The following is a 17,002-nucleotide window of genomic DNA, read 5'->3' as shown; positions in this document are numbered from 1 at the left end:
TGTTATTCTGGTAAGAATATGCTATCTTTTCCAAAACACGGTGTATGTTTTTTGTCCTGTCCAAAGTTTTGTACTTCCTGCTCATCCCTTTCTGGTGGATCGTGCTGTTGCTGTTACTAAGACTGGTTGTCCGTAATGCAAAATGGAAAAAGAATCTGGGGATCATGGCGATATTGATTGCGGTCGTCTTCACCAATCCTTATTTACACCGGAAAGCCAATCTTGCCTGGCAACCAGCACCGGTGGATCTGCCTGCTAACAAAAGCTATGAAGCAGGTATCTTGTTAGGAGGCATGGCCGGCTACGACAAAAACGACAGGGGCTATTTTGGAACCAGCGCCGACCGTTTTATCCAGACCGCCAATTTGTATCACCAGGGTATCATCAAAAAGATCATCGTCACCGGGGGAACGGGAAGTTTGCTTCAGAAAGAGCCGGCGGAATCCGTTTATCTGCAGGCGCAACTGGTAGCCAATGGTGTGAAAGCCGAAGATATCATCATGGAAAGCCGTTCCAGGAACACCTATGAAAATGCGGTATATACCAAACAACTCACAGATTCTTTGCACTTACAGCCACCCTTTGTATTGATCACTTCTGCCCAGCATATGAAACGTTCTGTGAGTGTATTCAACCATGCCCGGTTCCAGGTGCTGCCCTTCCCATGCGATTACAGAGAAATCCCAGTACGGGAAACAGTTATCAATACTATTGCTCCAGATGCAAGTCTTTTATATGATTGGGCGTTCCTGATCAAAGAAATTGTGGGGTTCTGCGTGTACAAACTCACTGGCAAAGCCTGAGAGGCTTTTATTTTTTTATCACCGGCGATATCTCTACGCCACGGATATCATTGAGTTTATACAAAACCTCATCCAGGCGGGCTTTGGGAACACCGACCCGGAGCAGGCAGAACAACTGCATTTCCTGGGAGGCAATGCTGCAGCCGGTTTGTTTCACCACCATCATCACATCATTCATCAGGGTATAATCAAAATGCAGCTCGTAGAACACCTCTATCGGTTTTTGTACGATCGGGATCAGTTGCAGCGCCATGGCAGTAGCTGATTTGTAAGCCTGTATCAGCCCCGGAACACCCAGTAAAGTGCCTCCGAAATATCTCACTACGATAACCTGGATATTGGTAAGCTGTTTACTATCGATCTGACCTAAAATGGGTCGTCCGGCTGTTCCCGAGGGCTCTCCATCGTCGCTTACCCTGAACTGGTTTCCCTCCCAACCCAGCCGGTAGGCAAAACAGTGATGCACGGCCTTGGGATGTTCTTTTTTCAGCAACAGCAGGTTTTGCTTACAATCTTCCAGCGTCTGTACCGGGTACACAAAGGCCAGGAACTTGCTGCCCCGGTCTTTGTACTCGGCCATTGCCGTTTTTTCGATGGTCAGGAAATAATCAGGTTCACTCATAAGGAATCACCAAATGCGATCAGGTAAATGGCCAGCAAAGATAACGCGATCCCCGCCCAGTTCCATTTGGATAGTTTTTCCTTGAACAGTAACCAGGCCACCACCGAACTGAACAGCACAATACCCATATTGTTCACTGGTATGCTGGCACTGCTTTGCCAGGGGCTCTCTTTCAGGAACCGTACCAGGCACCAGATGGAAAAATAGTTCGGAATACCGATCAGTACACCTGCCAACACGTTCCTGTAAGAGAACACCTGTTTGCCACGGGCATATTGTATCAGCAAAACCGTAATGCCGATCGATCCAGCCGAAACAAATCCACTGATCAGGTAAGCATTGTAGTTCTCATCCGCTACATAGGTCTTCTGTACATGATTGATCAGTGCATCCAGCAAACCGCTGCCGATGAAAAGGATCAATGGCAACAGGTATTCCCATTTTTTATGCGATGGATGCCTGTCACTACCCGATGATTTCCGGGTTGGGTAACAGGTTAGTACCACTGCCACCAACGCCAGTAATACCCCTGCCAGCTTCCATCCGGCCACCGTTTCCCTGTACAGGTAGACCGATAGCACAACGGGTATGATCAATGATAATTTATTGGCCACGGAAGCTACTGCCACACCGATCTTCTGAGCCGTCAGGCCCACCACGTTGAAAATAGACACAAACAATACCCCCATTACCAGGGCCCAGTGGAACCAGGGCGTCTGCACCACTTCTTCATTAATAGGAAAAGACCCATTGAACACGGAGCCCGTGATCACGCAGGTGATGTAATTGAATACGATGGCCTGGAAAATACTTACCCGGTAACGCTCACAGACCTTGAATGCCAAAGTGAGATAACTGGTGAGTATGATACTGCCGATGAGGTATAGCATGATGGAATGGGTTAGTTGTTACTGGATGCTGGGTGCTGGATAGTGGATACTGGATGCTGGATACTGGTATAGGTGGATAGGATATCTATTCCTATCTTTTCTGTTTGTTTGGGTAGATATTCTTTTAATACGGGAGATGGCAGTCCTTTCGTTATGGTAAGTAGTGGGTTGGTAATAACCCGGGCCTCGTCCCAGAGGCCTTTGTCGATAAAAGATTGCAGCAAGCCGGCACCGCCCTCAACCAGGATACTTTGCAGATTTTCCTGAAAAGCTATGGACAATACGGCCTCAACGGTATCCGCTGCGGCAGGGATCTTATGGTAACTAAGATTTTTTTTCTCTTCAGCCTTCACCGTATTGATCACAATCGTCCTTTGCTGCCGATCAAACAGTTTCAGGCTGGCAGGTAAACGCAGGTTTCTGTCTATCACCATTCTAACCGGGCTCCCCCCTGTCCATAACCGGTTGGTCAGTGAAGGATCATCCTGCAGCGCTGTATCGGTTCCAACCAGTATCGCCGCTTCCTCACTGCGCCATTGGTGTACCCGGCGATTAGTATAATCATTACTGATCAGCAAACGGTCTTTGCTATCCCCGGCAATAAATCCGTCGGCAGTTTGCGCCCATTTAAGAATGACATAAGGCCGCCTGGCCATTACAAAAGTGAAGAACCGGCGATTCAGGTTAAGACAGTTCTGTTCCATTATCCCGCAGATCACATCCACCCCTGCCCGGCGCAGTTTGTCAATACCCTTACCATCCACTTCCGGAAAAGGATCTCGGCACCCTACCACTACTTTGGGTATCTTTTTACGTATGATGAGGTCGCTGCAGGGAGGCGTTTTACCAAAATGAGCGCAGGGTTCCAGGGACACATACAGGGTAGATAATGGGATCAGCGACAGATCCTTATCATGTACACTATCGATACAGTTCACTTCTGCATGCGGACCACCATATTGCCGGTGATATCCTTCACCGATGATACGGTTTTCATACACCAGTACAGCCCCCACCATAGGGTTGGGAGCTACGGAACCTGCCCCCATCCTGGCCAGTTCCAGGCAACGGTGCATATATATCTGGTGATTATCCTGCATAGAGAATTGGCAAAAATAACCAAATGGTGCTAACATTGCAGCATGACCCTTATCCAGGCACAAACAGATATCCTTGCCCAACTGGCCTTATTGTACGATAACCGTGAAGCGGCCAATATCTGCGATTGGGTATTGGAACAGGTCACCGGACAAAAAAGGATCGACCGGCTGATCAACAAACAGGCTGCTCTGCCGGAAGAACAGGTGATCCGCCTGCAACAGATCATTGGCGAATTGCAGACCCACCGGCCCGTTCAATATGTACTCGGCGAAGCCTGGTTTGCCGGTATGCGTTTCTTTGTGAACGAGTCCGTATTGATACCCAGACCTGAGACGGAGGAACTCGTAGAATGGATCGTAGCCGAATGCGGGAAGCCAGACAGCAGAAACACAACACGCAACATTCTCGATATCGGCAGTGGCAGCGGTTGTATCCCGATCGCTTTACAAAAGAAACTGCCGCAGTACACTGTCAGTTCCATCGATATCAGCGATTCGGCTTTGAGCGTTGCCAGAAAAAATGCATCCATGCTTGATGCAGGTGTCCATTTTCAACAGTTCGATTTTTTGGAGGAACACAACTGGCCAGAACTGCCGGTGTTCGATGTGATCGTGAGCAATCCCCCCTATGTCAAACAATCAGAGCAATCTTCTATGGCAAAACATGTGCTGGATTTTGAGCCCTCACTTGCCTTGTTCGTACCGGATGAAGATGCGCTGGTATTTTATCGTAAGATAGCCGCTTTCGGCAAAACACACCTTAGCAAGGGCGGCGCCATCTTTTTAGAGATCAATGAAGCGCTGGGAAAAGAGACCGTTTCACTGTACGAACAGGAAGGCTACACAACCGAACTCAGAAAAGACCTGCAGGGAAAAGACCGGATGATCAAAGCCTCACTGTAAAAGGCTACCGATTGAACTGTTGTTACCACATGATAATATGAGGGATACCTGGCTCTATTTCTGACCGCCATTATCCACTGCCATCACCGGCGTTGCGCCTAATTTCTTGATCACCTGCATCACTCGGATAGCGGTACCAAGATGCGCAGTACTATCACCATTGATCACTACCGAAGGTTTATCGGTTTCTTTGGCCAGGTAGTTTTTCAACTCTTCTTCCAGAGCATCAATGGTAATGGGCTTCTGGGCCAGGAACAAATGTTGGTCTTTGTCTACCGTAATGACAACCGTCTGTTTCGATTTGGTGTCACTTTTGGCTTTGGGATTGGAGACCTTGATCACATTGGGATTGGCAAGGGTAGAAACGATCAGGAAGAACAACAGCAGGATGAACAGGATATCATTCAGCGCGCCGGTGTGCACTTCGGGATGAGACTTTAATCGTTTCCTTATATTCATGTGACTATTAATTAGTGTGTAGGTTCCTGCAAAATATCCATAAACTCTGCGCTGGCAGCTTCCATCTTATTGGCCGTCTTATCTATCTGGGTGGTTAATGCATTATGACCGATATACGCCAGCAACCCAATGATCAGGCCGGTACCGGATGTAATCATTTTAACATAGATACCTCCTGCAATGTCATTCAGTGTGAACTGTCCCGAGCTGGCGATACCATAGAACAGCTGTATCATACCAACAATGGTTCCCAGAAAACCGAACATAGGTGCAATACCGGCGATCAGCGAAAGGATGGAGAGGTTTTTCTCCATAGTATACATTTCCAGTTTACCCACGTTCTCCATGCTTTTTTCGATGGCATCGATGGGTTTACCGATACGCTGCAGTCCCTTATCGATCATACGGGCCACCGGGTTATTCGTATTTTTTGCCAGGTTACGGGCCGCCGCCACATTGCCGCTGATGATATTATCGCGGATGATGTTCATGAAATTAGCCTCTATGCGGGAAGCTTTCCGGATGGCGATCAGGCGTTCTATGAATACGAACACGGCACCTACGAACAGCAGGTACAGCGGATACATGATCCATCCGCCTTTTTCCAAAAGTGCCCATAAGGATATTTTTTCCGCCGCTGCCGGTATGGCCGCCGCCGCTTTCTGAAGGGTATCTACCTGGAGCAGATCGAACATCTGTAATAAGTTTAGGTGAAGCTAAAATTAGATGCTTCTACAAAAGAACAGTATGGTTGTGAATAAATATGCCCAAGAGCTGCTTTTTAGGAAAGCTTTTACACATCCCGTCAACAAAAAGTGGCTGTAGTAAACAGCCACCATAACTTTTTAACTATTTTAACCCTTTTAACTATTCTAACCACCCCAATCCTCACCTACCCGCCTCTTTCATCTTCATCATAGCCATGATCTGGCGCATGTTATTCTCCATGCCTTCCGGACTGCCATCCAGGAAGATGATATTGCCCTTGCCCACTTCTGCAAAATTCTTGATGGCTTCTGTCCACATACTGAACAGGATCACATTTGTATCCAGGTTGGCCTGTTTCATCTGTTCAGCGGCCTGGCTCATACCTTTGGCCACTTCCTCACGGAACAAAGCCACACCCTGTCCACGCAAACGGGCCGCTTCTTTTTCGGCATTGGCCGATATCTTGATGGCATTACCCTCTGCTTCAGCAGCTTTGGTCTTGGTAATGAGCAATGCCTGCCCTTCATTCTCTGCAGCGGCTTTCAGGTTATTACTGGCCACCACTTTACTCATACTCTCCATGATGAGCTGGTCGAACGTGATATCATTAATCTGCAGGTCCTGCAAATGGTAGCCCCAGCTTTCCAGCGACTGGTCGATCTGTTCTTTCACAAACTCAACGATCTCCCGGCGCAGTAACAGGATCTCTGCCTGCTTTTTGGTGGCTACGAAGCCCCGGATACTGCCCTCTACGGTCCTGATCAGGGCTTGCATCAGGTCTTTCTCGCTGATGAACTTGAAAGCCACGTTCTTGATGGTCTCTTCTTCCTGGTTGATCACCGAGTACAGTAACATGCTTTTAAAATACACATTGGCCTGGTCAAGCGTAACCGCCTGGAATTCCAGTTCCACCGAACGATTCTGGATACTCACGGTCTTGAACACCTGCTCTATCAAGGGCACTTTAAAATTCAATCCGGGACGTAAAACGCGACGGTATTTGCCAAACATGGTGATCACCGCAATGGTTCCCTGGTTAACCGTAACCAGGCCGGTGAACAGGATCAGCAAGGCTACCAATATCCACCAGTATTCTGCAAGAAAGCTCATAACAATTAATTTTGGGTAAGGTACGTAATATAAAAGGTTAGTAGTAAGAAGAGACCGAATATTACAGAAGGCACCCAAATTTATTGCGCCAGAGCCGGTAATGCCCGTTATACAGCAGTCGCGACTATACAACTGCTTTCTCTTCCCATACCTGGACCAGCGTCACCAGCATTTCTACCGCTTTCTCCATATCCCTCACCCCTATCCATTCATGTTTGCTGTGAATAGCCTGCATACCTGTGAACAGGTTAGGACAGGGCAAACCCATAAAACTCAACCGGCTGCCATCGGTTCCACCCCGGATGGGCTCTTTGATCACGGTCAGTCCCACCCGCCGGTACGCTTCTTCCGCATATTGAATGATGTGCGGATGCTGATCAAGCACTTCTTTCATATTCCGGTATTGTTCCTGAACAGAAAAATGCAGGGTAGCTTTGGGGTAAGCTGTCAATACCTGCTCGGCCAGTTGCTTCAGGCGGTTTTCGTGTACTGAGAGCTGCCGGGTATCAAAATCTCTTACTATGAATTCCAGTACTGCTTTTTCGGCGGATCCGTCTATCCGGAGCGGATGCACAAAACCCTGCTTCTTATCCGTTGTTTCCGGCGACCATTCCGTTTTAGGCAATGCTGACAGTATCTCACCAGCGATTTTCATTGCGTTTACCATTTTTCCTTTGGCATAACCGGGATGTGAGATCACACCCTGTATTGCCATCACTATCCCATCTGCGCTAAAAGTCTCATCTTCCAGTGTACCCAGCTCTCCTCCATCCAATGTGTACGCGTAATCTGCTCCCAGTTTTGCCAGGTCAAGTTTCGCAGTACCTTTTCCAACTTCCTCATCTGGTGTAAACAATAAGCGGATGGTTCCGTGTGCCAGTTCCGGATGCGTTACCAGGTAATGCGCCATATCCATGATCTCAGCCACACCGGCCTTATCATCAGCACCCAGCAGGGTAAGACCACTGGCAGTGATGATACTATTACCTATATGTTCGTTCAGGTATGGGTGATCAGACAAACGGATCACCTGTGTTGTATCATCCGGCAATACAATATCAGCACCATTATATGAGCTGTGCAGTATGGGTTTTACATGGGTGCCGCTGCAATCAGGCGCAGTATCCACATGACTGCAGAAACAGATCACCGGAACGTTTTTAGGAGATGTGGCCGGTATCGTGGCGTACACGTACCCGTATGCATCCATCTGCGCATCGCTGATTCCCATATCGATCAATTCTCGGACCAACAGTGCTGACAAATCTTTCTGCCTGGCCGAACTCGGATGGGTCTCGCTCATCGGATCACTCTGGGTATCCACCTGTACATAACGCATAAAACGGTCTACAACTGTATACGTATAACCTGTCATCGGTAGCTAATTTTCAGCAAGATACGTGCGGAAGAGGAATTGTCGTGAATGGTGAGTCGTCAATGGGCAATTGTTAATTGTGAATTACCCATTTGCGTCCATTGACCAGTCACCATTGCCAACTTCCTACTCACTCCTAATGACTGCCGATTCACGACTCTCTATTCCCCCGCTTGCAAATACAATAAGCATTTTATATTTTGTTCTCAAACCAAACACCTGCATATGAAAAAAAATATTATCGGCGCACTGGTAGGGGGCCTGCTCATATTTGTATGGCAAACGCTTTCCTGGACCGCCCTGGACCTGCACAGACCCTCGCAGGATTATACCGCCAAACAGGATACGATCCTCAGTTTCCTGAACACACAGCTTGAGAAAGAAGGGGGGTATTTATTGCCCACTGTACCCCAGGGCAGTTCTTTTGAGGAAGCCAGCAAACTGGGTGAACAAAGCCAGAACAAACCTTGGGTCACGATTCAATACCACAAATCGCTCAACAGTTCCATGAATGAAATGTACCTGAATATGGCAAGAGGTTTTGTGGCAACCGTGTTCATGGTCTGGTTACTATGCTGGATACTAAGCAAATGGGGGAAGGCAAGTTTTGCGAATATTTTCCTGGCCTGCCTGTTCATCGGGATCATCGTTTTCATCAACGAGCCATACAACCAGTTCATCTGGTACAAAATATTTGATGTACGCGCCCATCTGATCGATGCACTTGCCAGCTGGGGGCTCTGCGGCATCTGGCTGGGATGGTGGATGAGAAAATAATCAGGAATTAGTAATGAACAATTAATAAGGAAGTACTACCTATACGTAAAGAGTCCGATAGTAATCTATCGGACTCTTTAACAATTGCTAATTTTTAATTACTAATTATTAACTATTATGGCATAATGATCAAAGGTGTACCACCACTGATCTCCACCAGTTCCAGGTCGAAGATGAGATCTTCACCAGCCAGCGGATGATTGGCATCCAGGATCACGACTTCTTCCCTCACTTCTACAATCACAACAGGGAAATTCTGTCCCTGACCATTACTCATATTCAGCTGCATACCTGCTTCCGGAGTCATATCAGCAGGGAAACGGTCTTTGGGAAATTCCATGATCATCTCTTCCTGTTTTTGTCCGTATGCCTCATCTGCGGGTATCTGGATAGTTCTTTTTTCGCCAACGGTCATACCGGTAACGCCCTGGTCAAAACCCGGGATCACCATTCCGCCACCTACTTCAAACTCCAGTGGCTCACGTCCTTCAGAGCTGTCGAATGTGGTACCGTCTGTTAACTTACCATGATAATGTACTTTTACAGTATCACCTTTTTTTACTTGTTGCATAATGCATTTTTGAGTGTAAATAATGTGGAGCCAGTTTTAGATTTTCTCAGCATTCGTCGCGCAATTCCCGTTACTGGAGGGATATGGTTATTCCTCTGTGAAAAAGAAACGCAACAAGAAAAAAGAAATACCGATTTCCAGCGTCAAAAGTACAATCCAAATTCAAGAACCGGTAAGTTTTTTGGTTAACTTTCCCCTTGCAAAACCCCTCATATGAAGAAAATAATATCTCTATTACTGATCGGACTGGTATTCAACCTTTTTAACTCCCAACAAGCGATCGCCCAATCTGCTAAATCCGGCGTTTCGCAAGGCGATATATTGCCTGCAGCTTTTCGCACCCAGGTGTACGTTCCACTGTTGAAAGGAAAAAGGGTCGGTGTTTTCGCCAATCATACTGCTACCATCGGACAAAAACATCTGGTAGATAGCTTGTTGTCGCTCGGCATTACCATCACGAAAGCTTTTGGCCCGGAACACGGTTTCCGAGGTACTGCTGATGCAGGTGAAAAGGTAGAGAACTATATTGATCCAGCCACCGGAATACCTGTGGTATCACTTTATGGTAAAAAAAGAAAACCCAGTGCGGAAGATCTTGCGGATGTGGATGTGCTTCTGTTCGATATCCAGGATGTAGGTAGTCGTTTCTATACCTATATTTCCTCTCTCCAGGAATTTATGGAAGCCGCGTTCGAGAACAGCAAACCGTTGATGGTGCTTGACCGTCCTAACCCCAATGGTTTTTATGTTGACGGGCCGGTTCTTGATACTGCCTTCCGAAGTTTTGTGGGTATGCAACCTATCCCCATCGTATATGGCATGACCATGGGCGAATATGCGCTGATGCTGGCCGGTGAACGCTGGTTAACACCTAAAGCCAACGAGAAACACGATTATTACAAACACGCCAAAAACAATTCGGATACCGCTTTTCATTTTCAGGTGATCAAATGTGCCAATTATACGCACAAGAGTAAATACCAGCTGCCCATTGCTCCTTCGCCCAATCTCCCGGATATGGCATCGGTTTACTGGTATGCCAGCACCTGTATTTTTGAAGGCACCGCCCTCAGTGAAGGAAGAGGAACCGATCATCCGTTTGCGATCTTCGGACACCCTTCCCTGCCAAAAAATCTATATGCTTTTACGCCCACCAGCCGGGCAGGTGCCAAAGAGCCCAAACTGAAAGAGCAGCTTTGTTATGGCTGGAATTTATATGCGGATAATAAAAGCATCCTGAAACAACTGAATAACCAGGTACAGATCAAATACCTGCTGGAAGCTTATCAGGCTTTCCCCGACAAAGAGAAATTCTTCCTGGTACCCAAGGCAGGTAACATACAGTTCAGTTCATTCAATCGTCTTGCGGGCGGCAGTGAACTGATGGCTCAGATTAAAGCCGGTAAAACAGAAGCGGAGATCCGCAAGAGCTGGCAACCCAAGCTGGATCAGTTCAAAAAGATCCGAAAGAAATATCTGCTGTATACCGATTTTGAATAAGCTCCTGGTTGATTGTTGATTGGTTTAACCGTTCATGATGGGTTGGCTCAGGAATCTTATGCTGCTTGGAACAGCCATCCGGTAAACGGATAAACCAATCGACAAACATCTATCTTTGTCTCATGACAATGCAAGAACTCCGCATCGTATTCATGGGAACACCCGATTTTGCAGTGGCATCGCTGGATGCTTTGGTGCAGGCGGGATGTACCATTGTGGGTGTAGTTACCGCACCGGATAAACCTGCCGGCAGAGGCATGAAATTAACCGAAAGTGCTGTAAAAAAATATGCGGTTGAAAAAGGATTAAAAATTCTGCAACCTGACAAATTAAAGAACCCTGTTTTTATAGAAGAACTGCGTGCCTTACAGGCTGATCTGCAGATCGTGGTAGCTTTCCGTATGTTACCGGAGCTGGTCTGGAACATGCCGCCCATGGGCACCATTAACCTGCATGGCTCATTACTACCGCAATACCGCGGTGCTGCACCCATTCACTGGGCGGTGATCAATGGTGAAAAGGAGACCGGCGTTACTACCTTTAAGCTCAAGCATGAAATAGATACCGGCGATATCCTGTTGCAGAAAAGTTTTCCGATTGGGGAAGATGAGACCACGGGCGAAGTGCACGACAGAATGAAACTCATCGGGGCTGCTTTACTGGTGGAGACCGTAAAAGGGCTGGCAGAAGGAAGTTTACAGAAGATCGATCAGTCCGCATTGTTACAGGCCACTTCAATGGAATTGAAACACGCGCCAAAATTATTTACGGAACATTCGCAGATCAACTGGAACGATCCGGCTGAAAAAATCCACAACCTTATCCGCGGGCTTTCACCATTTCCTGGCGCACTCAGCACACTGAATGGTAAGATACTCAAGATCTACCGGGCAAAAAAAGAGTTGGTTGTGCACCCTCATCCTACAGGAAAAGTGATTACCGACGGCAAAACTTTCCTAAAGTTTGCCTGTGCCGATGGCTATATTCACCTGTTAGACCTTCAGCTGGAGGGCAAAAAGAGACTGTTGATCGAAGATTTTCTCCGCGGCTACCGGATGCTGTAACAGCTGATCCATAATAATAAAAATCGTTGTTTCTCTATACGAATGTATCGGCATAGAGAAACAACGAAATACCATCAGCAGCCAGCAACTATCTGGCTATTTTATCTTTCAGTTCAGATAATTCAACTAAGCCCTGCTTACGCCAGGTCTCTTTCCCGTTTTTATAGATAATAAATACAGGAAGCGTTTCCACGTTTTGAGATTTCATCACATCAATATCCAGTCCGCCATCTACCTTGACCAATTTAAATTTTCCAGCCAGATCTTTCTGCAGCTGTGCCAACACGGGCTCCATTTTTTTACAGGGAGGGCACCATTCTGCGCCAAAATCGACCAACACCACTTCCGCTGACTGCGTAAGGCCCTGATACTGATCAAGCGTCATTTGCGCAGAACCTGACGGTGCTTCGATTGTTTTTCCTTCCAGTTTCCAGGCAGTAAGTCCGCCTTTCAGGTTCTGCACTTCTTTAAAACCATTGCTCTGCAGGTATTTGGCAGCTGCGGCACTACGTATACCCGAGGCACAATACACCAGCAATGGTTTTGATTTATCCAGGTATTTAATGCGTTCTGCAAACTGCGCTTTATCCAGCCAGTCGGCCTGCAGAGAATTTTTCAGGTGGCCCGATTGAAACTCTCCTGCAGTCCTGACATCCAATAACTGTACCTGTCCTGTCTGAATACGTTTCTCAAAATCTGCAGGTGGCAATCCATCCTGGGCATTGCCCTGACAGGAGATCAGCAAGGCTGAGAGTGCAAAGAATGCAAGTAGTTTTTTCATGTGCTGTATTTTATCTTATTCGAAATAAGTAACGGTTACCGTGAATTTCTGGTCAACCAGACCCAAAGCTGCAGCAGCTGAATTACTGATCCTAACCAATAATCCTGATGCGCCCTTGGTCTCCTGCAACGGTCCCAGTACCATAGCGCAGATGCTTCTGTTGCCCTGACCCGTAACCCGTACAACGGTCTTAGGTGCCACATCATTCATGAGTACGTAAAATTTCCGGTCTGTCCAGCCACTGATGGTTTTGAATGTAGATGCATCTCCCGAACGGAACTGTTGTACCTGTGCTTTTTCGTGTTCGGCATATGCAGCAGCAAAATAACCCTCATCATCATCCCTGGGAACATAGTCACTATTGAGGATGGTCTCTTCTTTCTCTACTGGTTTCACAGGATCCTTGCTTTCTGCTTTTTTCTCCTGAACCAGTGTCCCCATGGTCGCCAGTGTATCGTTTTTTACAATAGGAGAAGTGATCGCTGTATTTTTCTTTCCGGTATTCTTTTTCCCGGTTGCTTCAGCCTGCTGTGCCGGTTGTTGTATTGCAGGAGACACCTCTTTAGCAACAACAGGACTGGTCTCTGATGCCGCCAGCGGTTTTGCATTTACCATATAGCCAATGACCAGTTGCTGCCCCAGTTTTACCACATCTTTTGTAAGATGGTTCCATTGGCGCAGGCTCGACATGGGTACATTGTAGTAAACTTTACTGATCCGGTATATATTTTCCCCTTTGCCGATCACATGAATCACCGGTGCGCTGTTCTCAGTTTGCCGCTGCAACAGGTTATCGTTGGTCAGAGGTATTTTGATCTTTGTTCCTTTGGGCAATACAGCAGAAGCATTGATATTAATGCGATTGTAGTCGCTGAGTTTTTTTACAGAAAATCCGAACTGACTGCTGACTGTCTGCAAGGTCTCTGATCCGCCCAGCACATACAATACATACAGATTAGGAGCTTTCCCTTTTACTTCCAATTTTTCCTGCGCTGCAGAAACCAGTGTCACCAGGCAGGCAAGTATCAAACCATATATCTTCATGTTCTTCTGCATTGAGTGCCGCAAATTTACTCTTTTAATATTCTCCATTCGGCCGGATAGTAGTTATTCAAACGATTTGGCAAAACTTTCACCCAACCCAATGGCAGGTCTTCATATGTTACCAAATGCCATCCTTGGGGAGCATCAGGTAATAACAGGTCTTTCCTGCGCAGGTATGCAAGTGCCTGCTCTTTCGTTAAAGGAATGGGTATAAAATGTCCTTCCCATAAATGGCTCATGGCCAGTTCATGCTCCGGTATCACATCTTTTCCTTTGATGGTGCCGATACCCACCCCTGCTTTTTTGATATACAATGCTTTGGCCAATACCTGCAGGTCTTTATACCAGCGTGCAGGCACTGCCCGGATCTGATCTCCCTGTTTAAATAATGAATAGGTTGCAGGTATCGGCAAAAATGATTGCACCTGCAGTAATTCCTGCCTGGAGGGGACCGGCAGTGCCAGTTCTTTCAGTCTGTGACTATCTGAACCCGGTGATTTTTTCCGAAATACAGCAATAAAGAATCCTTCTCCTTTGATCTGATCAGGATAAAACCGATAACCGCTTACCTTGTTATGTGGCGAAAGAGTTTCCACAATACCCCAGCCTGTTGGTACGGATAACGACAGGTTTTCCATTCCCATCTCTGCTACCAGCCAATCTGCAATAGCCTCATCTTCTTCCCTGGAATAAGAACAGGTCGAGTAGATCAGGACACCTTCCTCTGCAAGAGCGGGCAGCACATCGGCCAATATTCTTTGCTGACGCTGACTGCAGAGCTGTACGGCCTGCTCGCTCCATTCTTCCATAGCAGCCGGATCTTTGCGGAACATACCACTGCCACTGCAGGGAGCATCTACCATCATTACATCAAAATAACCGGACAAGGATTGAAAATGAACGGGATCATTATTGGTAACCACCACATGGTCGCTTCCCCATTTGGTCATATTCTCTACCAGCACGGCAGCTCTTTGTTTGATTACTTCATTGGCTACTACCCATCCGTTAGTGAAATAGGATGCCAGTAAACTGCTCTTACCTCCCGGAGCAGCACAGAGGTCCAGCACTTTTTTTTCGGTGTTTACACCGATCAACTGCTGTAATACATACCAGATAAACATACTGCTGGCTTCCTGCACATAATAAGCCCCGGCATGAAAAAGTGGGTCCAGTGTAAAAGAAGGTCTTTCCGGGAGATAATAACCATAAGGGCACCAGGGTACCTGCTCCCTGCCTGCCGTGTCCAGGCTCCTGTTTTTTTCGGGATTTACCCGGATAGAAGTTACCTGATCACCTGAAGTATGCACGGCTTCGAAAGACGAACGGTTAAAACCCGCCACGCCCATTAATGATTCCAAGAAAGCCTGGGGTAATGCCATCTGACAAATATACAACAGCCCCTTCATTTACTTCTTTGCCTGCCCAAACAGCAGGGTAACTACCCGGTTCTTACCATTATGGGGCAAACTGGCAAATACTGTCAACAAGGCATATCAAAAACGGATTGTGAAATGCTGTTTTACTTTCTGTTCTTTCCGGAAAAAAACAAGGCCGATAAAAAAAAGGTCGATACTTAACGTTACAGCATCATCCTGGCGGATTTCCTCCCAGGCCTGCTCCATTTCACGGCTCCAGTGAATATCATCAAAAATAAGGATTGAGCATTCATGCAGGTTAGGCATCAGTTCGCGGAAATACCGGATAGTGGGTTCGTACCGGTGATTACCATCTATAAAAGCCATATCGATTCTGCCCATACGCTGTAGGGTGGCGGTTAGTGTCTCATCAAAATTTCCCTCCACCAATTCTATATTCCGGAGTTCCAGTTTATCAAAATTATTCCGGGCCACAGATGCCACGGAAGATGCACCTTCCATAGTGACTACCCGTGTATTGCTGTTGGCTGAAGCAAGGTAGGCTGTGGTAATTCCCAAAGATGTGCCCAACTCAAGTACCTGTTTCGGTGCATAATGATCGACCATACGAAACAGCAACTGCCCAAATTTTTTGGGTTTTAAAGAGGATTGGGCAATATCTGCCACCTTACGTACATTATTTTTTTTCACCCTTGATCCTGCACCAAAATCTTCTACTACCAGCTCCTGCCGGTTCAGTAATAATAACTCCCGGAGATTCTCTATCTGCCGGTAAGCATAAAACTGCCTGTCGTCATTCATCACTTGTGTAATCAATTCAAATACAAATGGAGAATGCATGCCATGGCCCTTACCATTGGATGAGGCAAGATAATACCGGACATAACGGGCAACTAGCTGAGCAGGCGAATACATTTATGTGTTTCTGTATTGATAAGGTAATTGATTCTGCAGCCAAAGTAACGCATAACCTGAACAACATGCACTCAGGTAAACAGGTATCTTGGTAAAAAGATCATAATCATTCCAGGAAGACATGGGATCGTTCCAGTATAACAAAAGCAGCATCAACAGGCTATACCAAGGGTTTTGGCGTAAAGGACGACTGAGGAAAAACAAAGGCAAAAAAATCACCAGTAATAACCTGAGGGTTGTGGTATCGGGCCGGAACAACTGTTCCGGTTGTTTCAATTGGAACTGCCTGGATAACCGATACAGGGCAACCAGTTGTCTCACCAGAAAAATCGAATACCCGATCAGTAAGAGATTGGATACTGCCAGTATATTCGTAAATACTTTCCGGATTCTTTCCCCTGCAACCAGCGAACCCATCAACAGTAAGGGTACGGTGGTACAGTAAGCTACCTGTATAAACTGCATATGCCTCGTTTATGCTTTAATTTTCTCCCATACCTGGAAATGATAGGCAAAAGCATGTTTGGCATCGGGCTTAAATGGCTGTTCTGAGGTAAGTTGCCACTGTTCAGGATCAATATCCGGGAAAAAAGTATCGGCCTCCGGAATTGTATCTACCCGGGTAAGATAGATCTTGCTGGCAAGAGGCAATGCCTCTTTGTAAATTTCTCCACCGCCTATAACAAACACTTCTTTGTAATATGCCTTTTTAGCAACTTCCATAGCTTCTGCAAGTGAATGTACCACGATGATTCCTTCAGGCTGCCAGTGATGCTGGCGGGTAATTACGATGTTCAGTCGGCCCTGCAGGGGCTTGCCTAATGATTCATAGGTTTTACGTCCCATCAATACAGGCATGGCCCAGGTTGTGCTTTTAAAGAACTTCATATCGTTCGGTAGCGACCAGAGCAAACGATTGTCTTTACCTATGGCATTGTTTTTTGCTGCAGCTACTACCAACGAAACTTTCATACCTCGCCCCCGGGGGTATTTAAAATTAT

The 17,002-nt window shown here is 46.7% G+C and carries 19 protein-coding genes; 5 read left to right on the top strand and 14 right to left on the bottom strand.

What is annotated here, in order from left to right:
* The first annotated feature begins 44 nt into the window (after positions 1-44).
* Positions 45-803, top strand: coding sequence for a YdcF family protein (locus ACH3Y6_RS07115; RefSeq protein ID WP_490834901.1), 759 nt, complete (start codon positions 45-47; stop codon positions 801-803).
* A gap of 7 nt (positions 804-810) precedes the next feature.
* On the opposite strand, the gene ACH3Y6_RS07110 is transcribed toward ACH3Y6_RS07115, so the two are convergent.
* From ACH3Y6_RS07110 to ribD, 3 genes are read right to left on the bottom strand one after another with little or no spacing between them, the layout of a single operon-like run.
* Positions 811-1,425, bottom strand: a complete 615-nt coding sequence (locus tag ACH3Y6_RS07110) for an IMPACT family protein (protein WP_490834900.1) — start codon at positions 1,423-1,425, stop codon at positions 811-813.
* Entirely contained in the window at positions 1,422-2,315 is an 894-nt protein-coding gene (locus tag ACH3Y6_RS07105) for an EamA family transporter (protein WP_490834899.1), read from the bottom strand. The genes ACH3Y6_RS07110 and ACH3Y6_RS07105 overlap by 4 nt, the downstream gene beginning before the upstream one ends.
* An 11-nt stretch (positions 2,316-2,326) precedes the next feature.
* Positions 2,327-3,415 carry a bifunctional diaminohydroxyphosphoribosylaminopyrimidine deaminase/5-amino-6-(5-phosphoribosylamino)uracil reductase RibD gene (gene ribD / locus ACH3Y6_RS07100; protein WP_490834898.1) on the bottom strand — a complete coding sequence of 363 codons (1,089 nt, stop codon included), beginning with the start codon at positions 3,413-3,415 and terminating at the stop codon, positions 2,327-2,329.
* Between the two features lie 42 nt (positions 3,416-3,457).
* On the opposite strand from ribD, the gene prmC reads away from it, so the two are divergent.
* Positions 3,458-4,318, top strand: a complete 861-nt coding sequence (gene prmC / locus ACH3Y6_RS07095; RefSeq protein WP_490834897.1) for a peptide chain release factor N(5)-glutamine methyltransferase — start codon at positions 3,458-3,460, stop codon at positions 4,316-4,318.
* A gap of 54 nt (positions 4,319-4,372) precedes the next feature.
* Here prmC and ACH3Y6_RS07090 read toward each other — a convergent pair whose 3' ends face one another.
* From ACH3Y6_RS07090 to pepT, 4 genes are all read right to left on the bottom strand, one after another.
* A complete protein-coding gene (locus ACH3Y6_RS07090) occupies positions 4,373-4,777 on the bottom strand; it encodes an ExbD/TolR family protein (RefSeq protein WP_490834896.1) in 405 nt (134 codons plus the stop codon).
* An 11-nt stretch (positions 4,778-4,788) separates the two neighbouring features.
* Positions 4,789-5,472: a MotA/TolQ/ExbB proton channel family protein gene (locus tag ACH3Y6_RS07085; RefSeq protein WP_490834895.1), complete on the bottom strand. Its 684-nt coding sequence runs from the start codon at positions 5,470-5,472 to the stop codon at positions 4,789-4,791.
* A gap of 193 nt (positions 5,473-5,665) precedes the next feature.
* On the bottom strand, positions 5,666-6,595 hold the full coding sequence (locus ACH3Y6_RS07080; RefSeq protein ID WP_490834894.1) for an SPFH domain-containing protein: 930 nt from the start codon (positions 6,593-6,595) through the stop codon (positions 5,666-5,668).
* A gap of 124 nt (positions 6,596-6,719) precedes the next feature.
* Positions 6,720-7,970 carry a peptidase T gene (gene pepT / locus ACH3Y6_RS07075; protein WP_490834893.1) on the bottom strand — a complete coding sequence of 417 codons (1,251 nt, stop codon included), beginning with the start codon at positions 7,968-7,970 and terminating at the stop codon, positions 6,720-6,722.
* A gap of 225 nt (positions 7,971-8,195) precedes the next feature.
* Between pepT and ACH3Y6_RS07070 the strand changes: the two genes are divergently transcribed.
* Positions 8,196-8,747 (top strand): hypothetical protein, encoded by a 552-nt coding sequence (locus ACH3Y6_RS07070; RefSeq protein WP_490834892.1) that lies wholly within the window; start codon positions 8,196-8,198, stop codon positions 8,745-8,747.
* 115 nt (positions 8,748-8,862) lie between these two features.
* On the opposite strand, the gene ACH3Y6_RS07065 is transcribed toward ACH3Y6_RS07070, so the two are convergent.
* Positions 8,863-9,318 (bottom strand): FKBP-type peptidyl-prolyl cis-trans isomerase, encoded by a 456-nt coding sequence (locus tag ACH3Y6_RS07065; RefSeq protein ID WP_490834891.1) that lies wholly within the window; start codon positions 9,316-9,318, stop codon positions 8,863-8,865.
* Between the two features lie 213 nt (positions 9,319-9,531).
* Between ACH3Y6_RS07065 and ACH3Y6_RS07060 the strand changes: the two genes are divergently transcribed.
* Positions 9,532-10,818 carry an exo-beta-N-acetylmuramidase NamZ family protein gene (locus ACH3Y6_RS07060; RefSeq protein WP_490834890.1) on the top strand — a complete coding sequence of 429 codons (1,287 nt, stop codon included), beginning with the start codon at positions 9,532-9,534 and terminating at the stop codon, positions 10,816-10,818.
* 122 nt (positions 10,819-10,940) lie between these two features.
* Positions 10,941-11,882: a methionyl-tRNA formyltransferase gene (fmt, locus tag ACH3Y6_RS07055; protein ID WP_490834889.1), complete on the top strand. Its 942-nt coding sequence runs from the start codon at positions 10,941-10,943 to the stop codon at positions 11,880-11,882.
* 88 nt (positions 11,883-11,970) lie between these two features.
* On the opposite strand, the gene ACH3Y6_RS07050 is transcribed toward fmt, so the two are convergent.
* The 6 genes from ACH3Y6_RS07050 to ACH3Y6_RS07025 form a co-directional block, all read right to left on the bottom strand.
* Complete coding sequence (locus ACH3Y6_RS07050; RefSeq protein ID WP_490834888.1) at positions 11,971-12,663, bottom strand: rhodanese-like domain-containing protein; 693 nt, start codon at positions 12,661-12,663, stop codon at positions 11,971-11,973.
* A 15-nt stretch (positions 12,664-12,678) separates the two neighbouring features.
* Entirely contained in the window at positions 12,679-13,719 is a 1,041-nt protein-coding gene (locus tag ACH3Y6_RS07045) for a LysM peptidoglycan-binding domain-containing protein (RefSeq protein WP_490834887.1), read from the bottom strand.
* A gap of 14 nt (positions 13,720-13,733) precedes the next feature.
* Positions 13,734-15,089: a methyltransferase RsmF C-terminal domain-like protein gene (locus ACH3Y6_RS07040; RefSeq protein ID WP_490834886.1), complete on the bottom strand. Its 1,356-nt coding sequence runs from the start codon at positions 15,087-15,089 to the stop codon at positions 13,734-13,736.
* Between the two features lie 114 nt (positions 15,090-15,203).
* On the bottom strand, positions 15,204-16,001 hold the full coding sequence (locus ACH3Y6_RS07035; RefSeq protein WP_490834885.1) for an O-methyltransferase: 798 nt from the start codon (positions 15,999-16,001) through the stop codon (positions 15,204-15,206).
* Positions 16,002-16,466: a hypothetical protein gene (locus ACH3Y6_RS07030; RefSeq protein ID WP_490834884.1), complete on the bottom strand. Its 465-nt coding sequence runs from the start codon at positions 16,464-16,466 to the stop codon at positions 16,002-16,004.
* A gap of 9 nt (positions 16,467-16,475) precedes the next feature.
* Positions 16,476-16,973: a dihydrofolate reductase gene (locus tag ACH3Y6_RS07025; protein WP_490834883.1), complete on the bottom strand. Its 498-nt coding sequence runs from the start codon at positions 16,971-16,973 to the stop codon at positions 16,476-16,478.
* Positions 16,974-17,002 lie beyond the last annotated feature (29 nt).

Source organism: Sediminibacterium sp. FW305-C-269 (assembly GCF_058231045.1).
Note: the sequence above shows the minus strand (reverse complement) of the source record. Positions and strands in the feature narration are given on the sequence as shown.

Excerpts from the sequence above, each read along its gene's own strand:
- ACH3Y6_RS07065 (WP_490834891.1), bottom strand. The coding sequence starts at position 9,318 with ATGCAACAAGTAAAAAAAGGTGATACTGTAAAAGTACATTATCATGGT.
- ACH3Y6_RS07025 (WP_490834883.1), bottom strand. The coding sequence starts at position 16,973 with ATGAAAGTTTCGTTGGTAGTAGCTGCAGCAAAAAACAATGCCATAGGT.
- ACH3Y6_RS07035 (WP_490834885.1), bottom strand. The coding sequence starts at position 16,001 with ATGTATTCGCCTGCTCAGCTAGTTGCCCGTTATGTCCGGTATTATCTT.
- ACH3Y6_RS07090 (WP_490834896.1), bottom strand. The coding sequence starts at position 4,777 with ATGAATATAAGGAAACGATTAAAGTCTCATCCCGAAGTGCACACCGGC.
- ribD (WP_490834898.1), bottom strand. The coding sequence starts at position 3,415 with ATGCAGGATAATCACCAGATATATATGCACCGTTGCCTGGAACTGGCC.
- ACH3Y6_RS07060 (WP_490834890.1), top strand. The coding sequence starts at position 9,532 with ATGAAGAAAATAATATCTCTATTACTGATCGGACTGGTATTCAACCTT.
- ACH3Y6_RS07045 (WP_490834887.1), bottom strand. The coding sequence starts at position 13,719 with ATGCAGAAGAACATGAAGATATATGGTTTGATACTTGCCTGCCTGGTG.
- pepT (WP_490834893.1), bottom strand. The coding sequence starts at position 7,970 with ATGACAGGTTATACGTATACAGTTGTAGACCGTTTTATGCGTTATGTA.
- ACH3Y6_RS07110 (WP_490834900.1), bottom strand. The coding sequence starts at position 1,425 with ATGAGTGAACCTGATTATTTCCTGACCATCGAAAAAACGGCAATGGCC.
- ACH3Y6_RS07115 (WP_490834901.1), top strand. The coding sequence starts at position 45 with ATGTTTTTTGTCCTGTCCAAAGTTTTGTACTTCCTGCTCATCCCTTTC.
- prmC (WP_490834897.1), top strand. The coding sequence starts at position 3,458 with ATGACCCTTATCCAGGCACAAACAGATATCCTTGCCCAACTGGCCTTA.
- ACH3Y6_RS07085 (WP_490834895.1), bottom strand. The coding sequence starts at position 5,472 with ATGTTCGATCTGCTCCAGGTAGATACCCTTCAGAAAGCGGCGGCGGCC.
- ACH3Y6_RS07050 (WP_490834888.1), bottom strand. The coding sequence starts at position 12,663 with ATGAAAAAACTACTTGCATTCTTTGCACTCTCAGCCTTGCTGATCTCC.
- ACH3Y6_RS07030 (WP_490834884.1), bottom strand. The coding sequence starts at position 16,466 with ATGCAGTTTATACAGGTAGCTTACTGTACCACCGTACCCTTACTGTTG.
- ACH3Y6_RS07105 (WP_490834899.1), bottom strand. The coding sequence starts at position 2,315 with ATGCTATACCTCATCGGCAGTATCATACTCACCAGTTATCTCACTTTG.
- ACH3Y6_RS07080 (WP_490834894.1), bottom strand. The coding sequence starts at position 6,595 with ATGAGCTTTCTTGCAGAATACTGGTGGATATTGGTAGCCTTGCTGATC.
- ACH3Y6_RS07040 (WP_490834886.1), bottom strand. The coding sequence starts at position 15,089 with ATGGCATTACCCCAGGCTTTCTTGGAATCATTAATGGGCGTGGCGGGT.
- ACH3Y6_RS07070 (WP_490834892.1), top strand. The coding sequence starts at position 8,196 with ATGAAAAAAAATATTATCGGCGCACTGGTAGGGGGCCTGCTCATATTT.
- fmt (WP_490834889.1), top strand. The coding sequence starts at position 10,941 with ATGACAATGCAAGAACTCCGCATCGTATTCATGGGAACACCCGATTTT.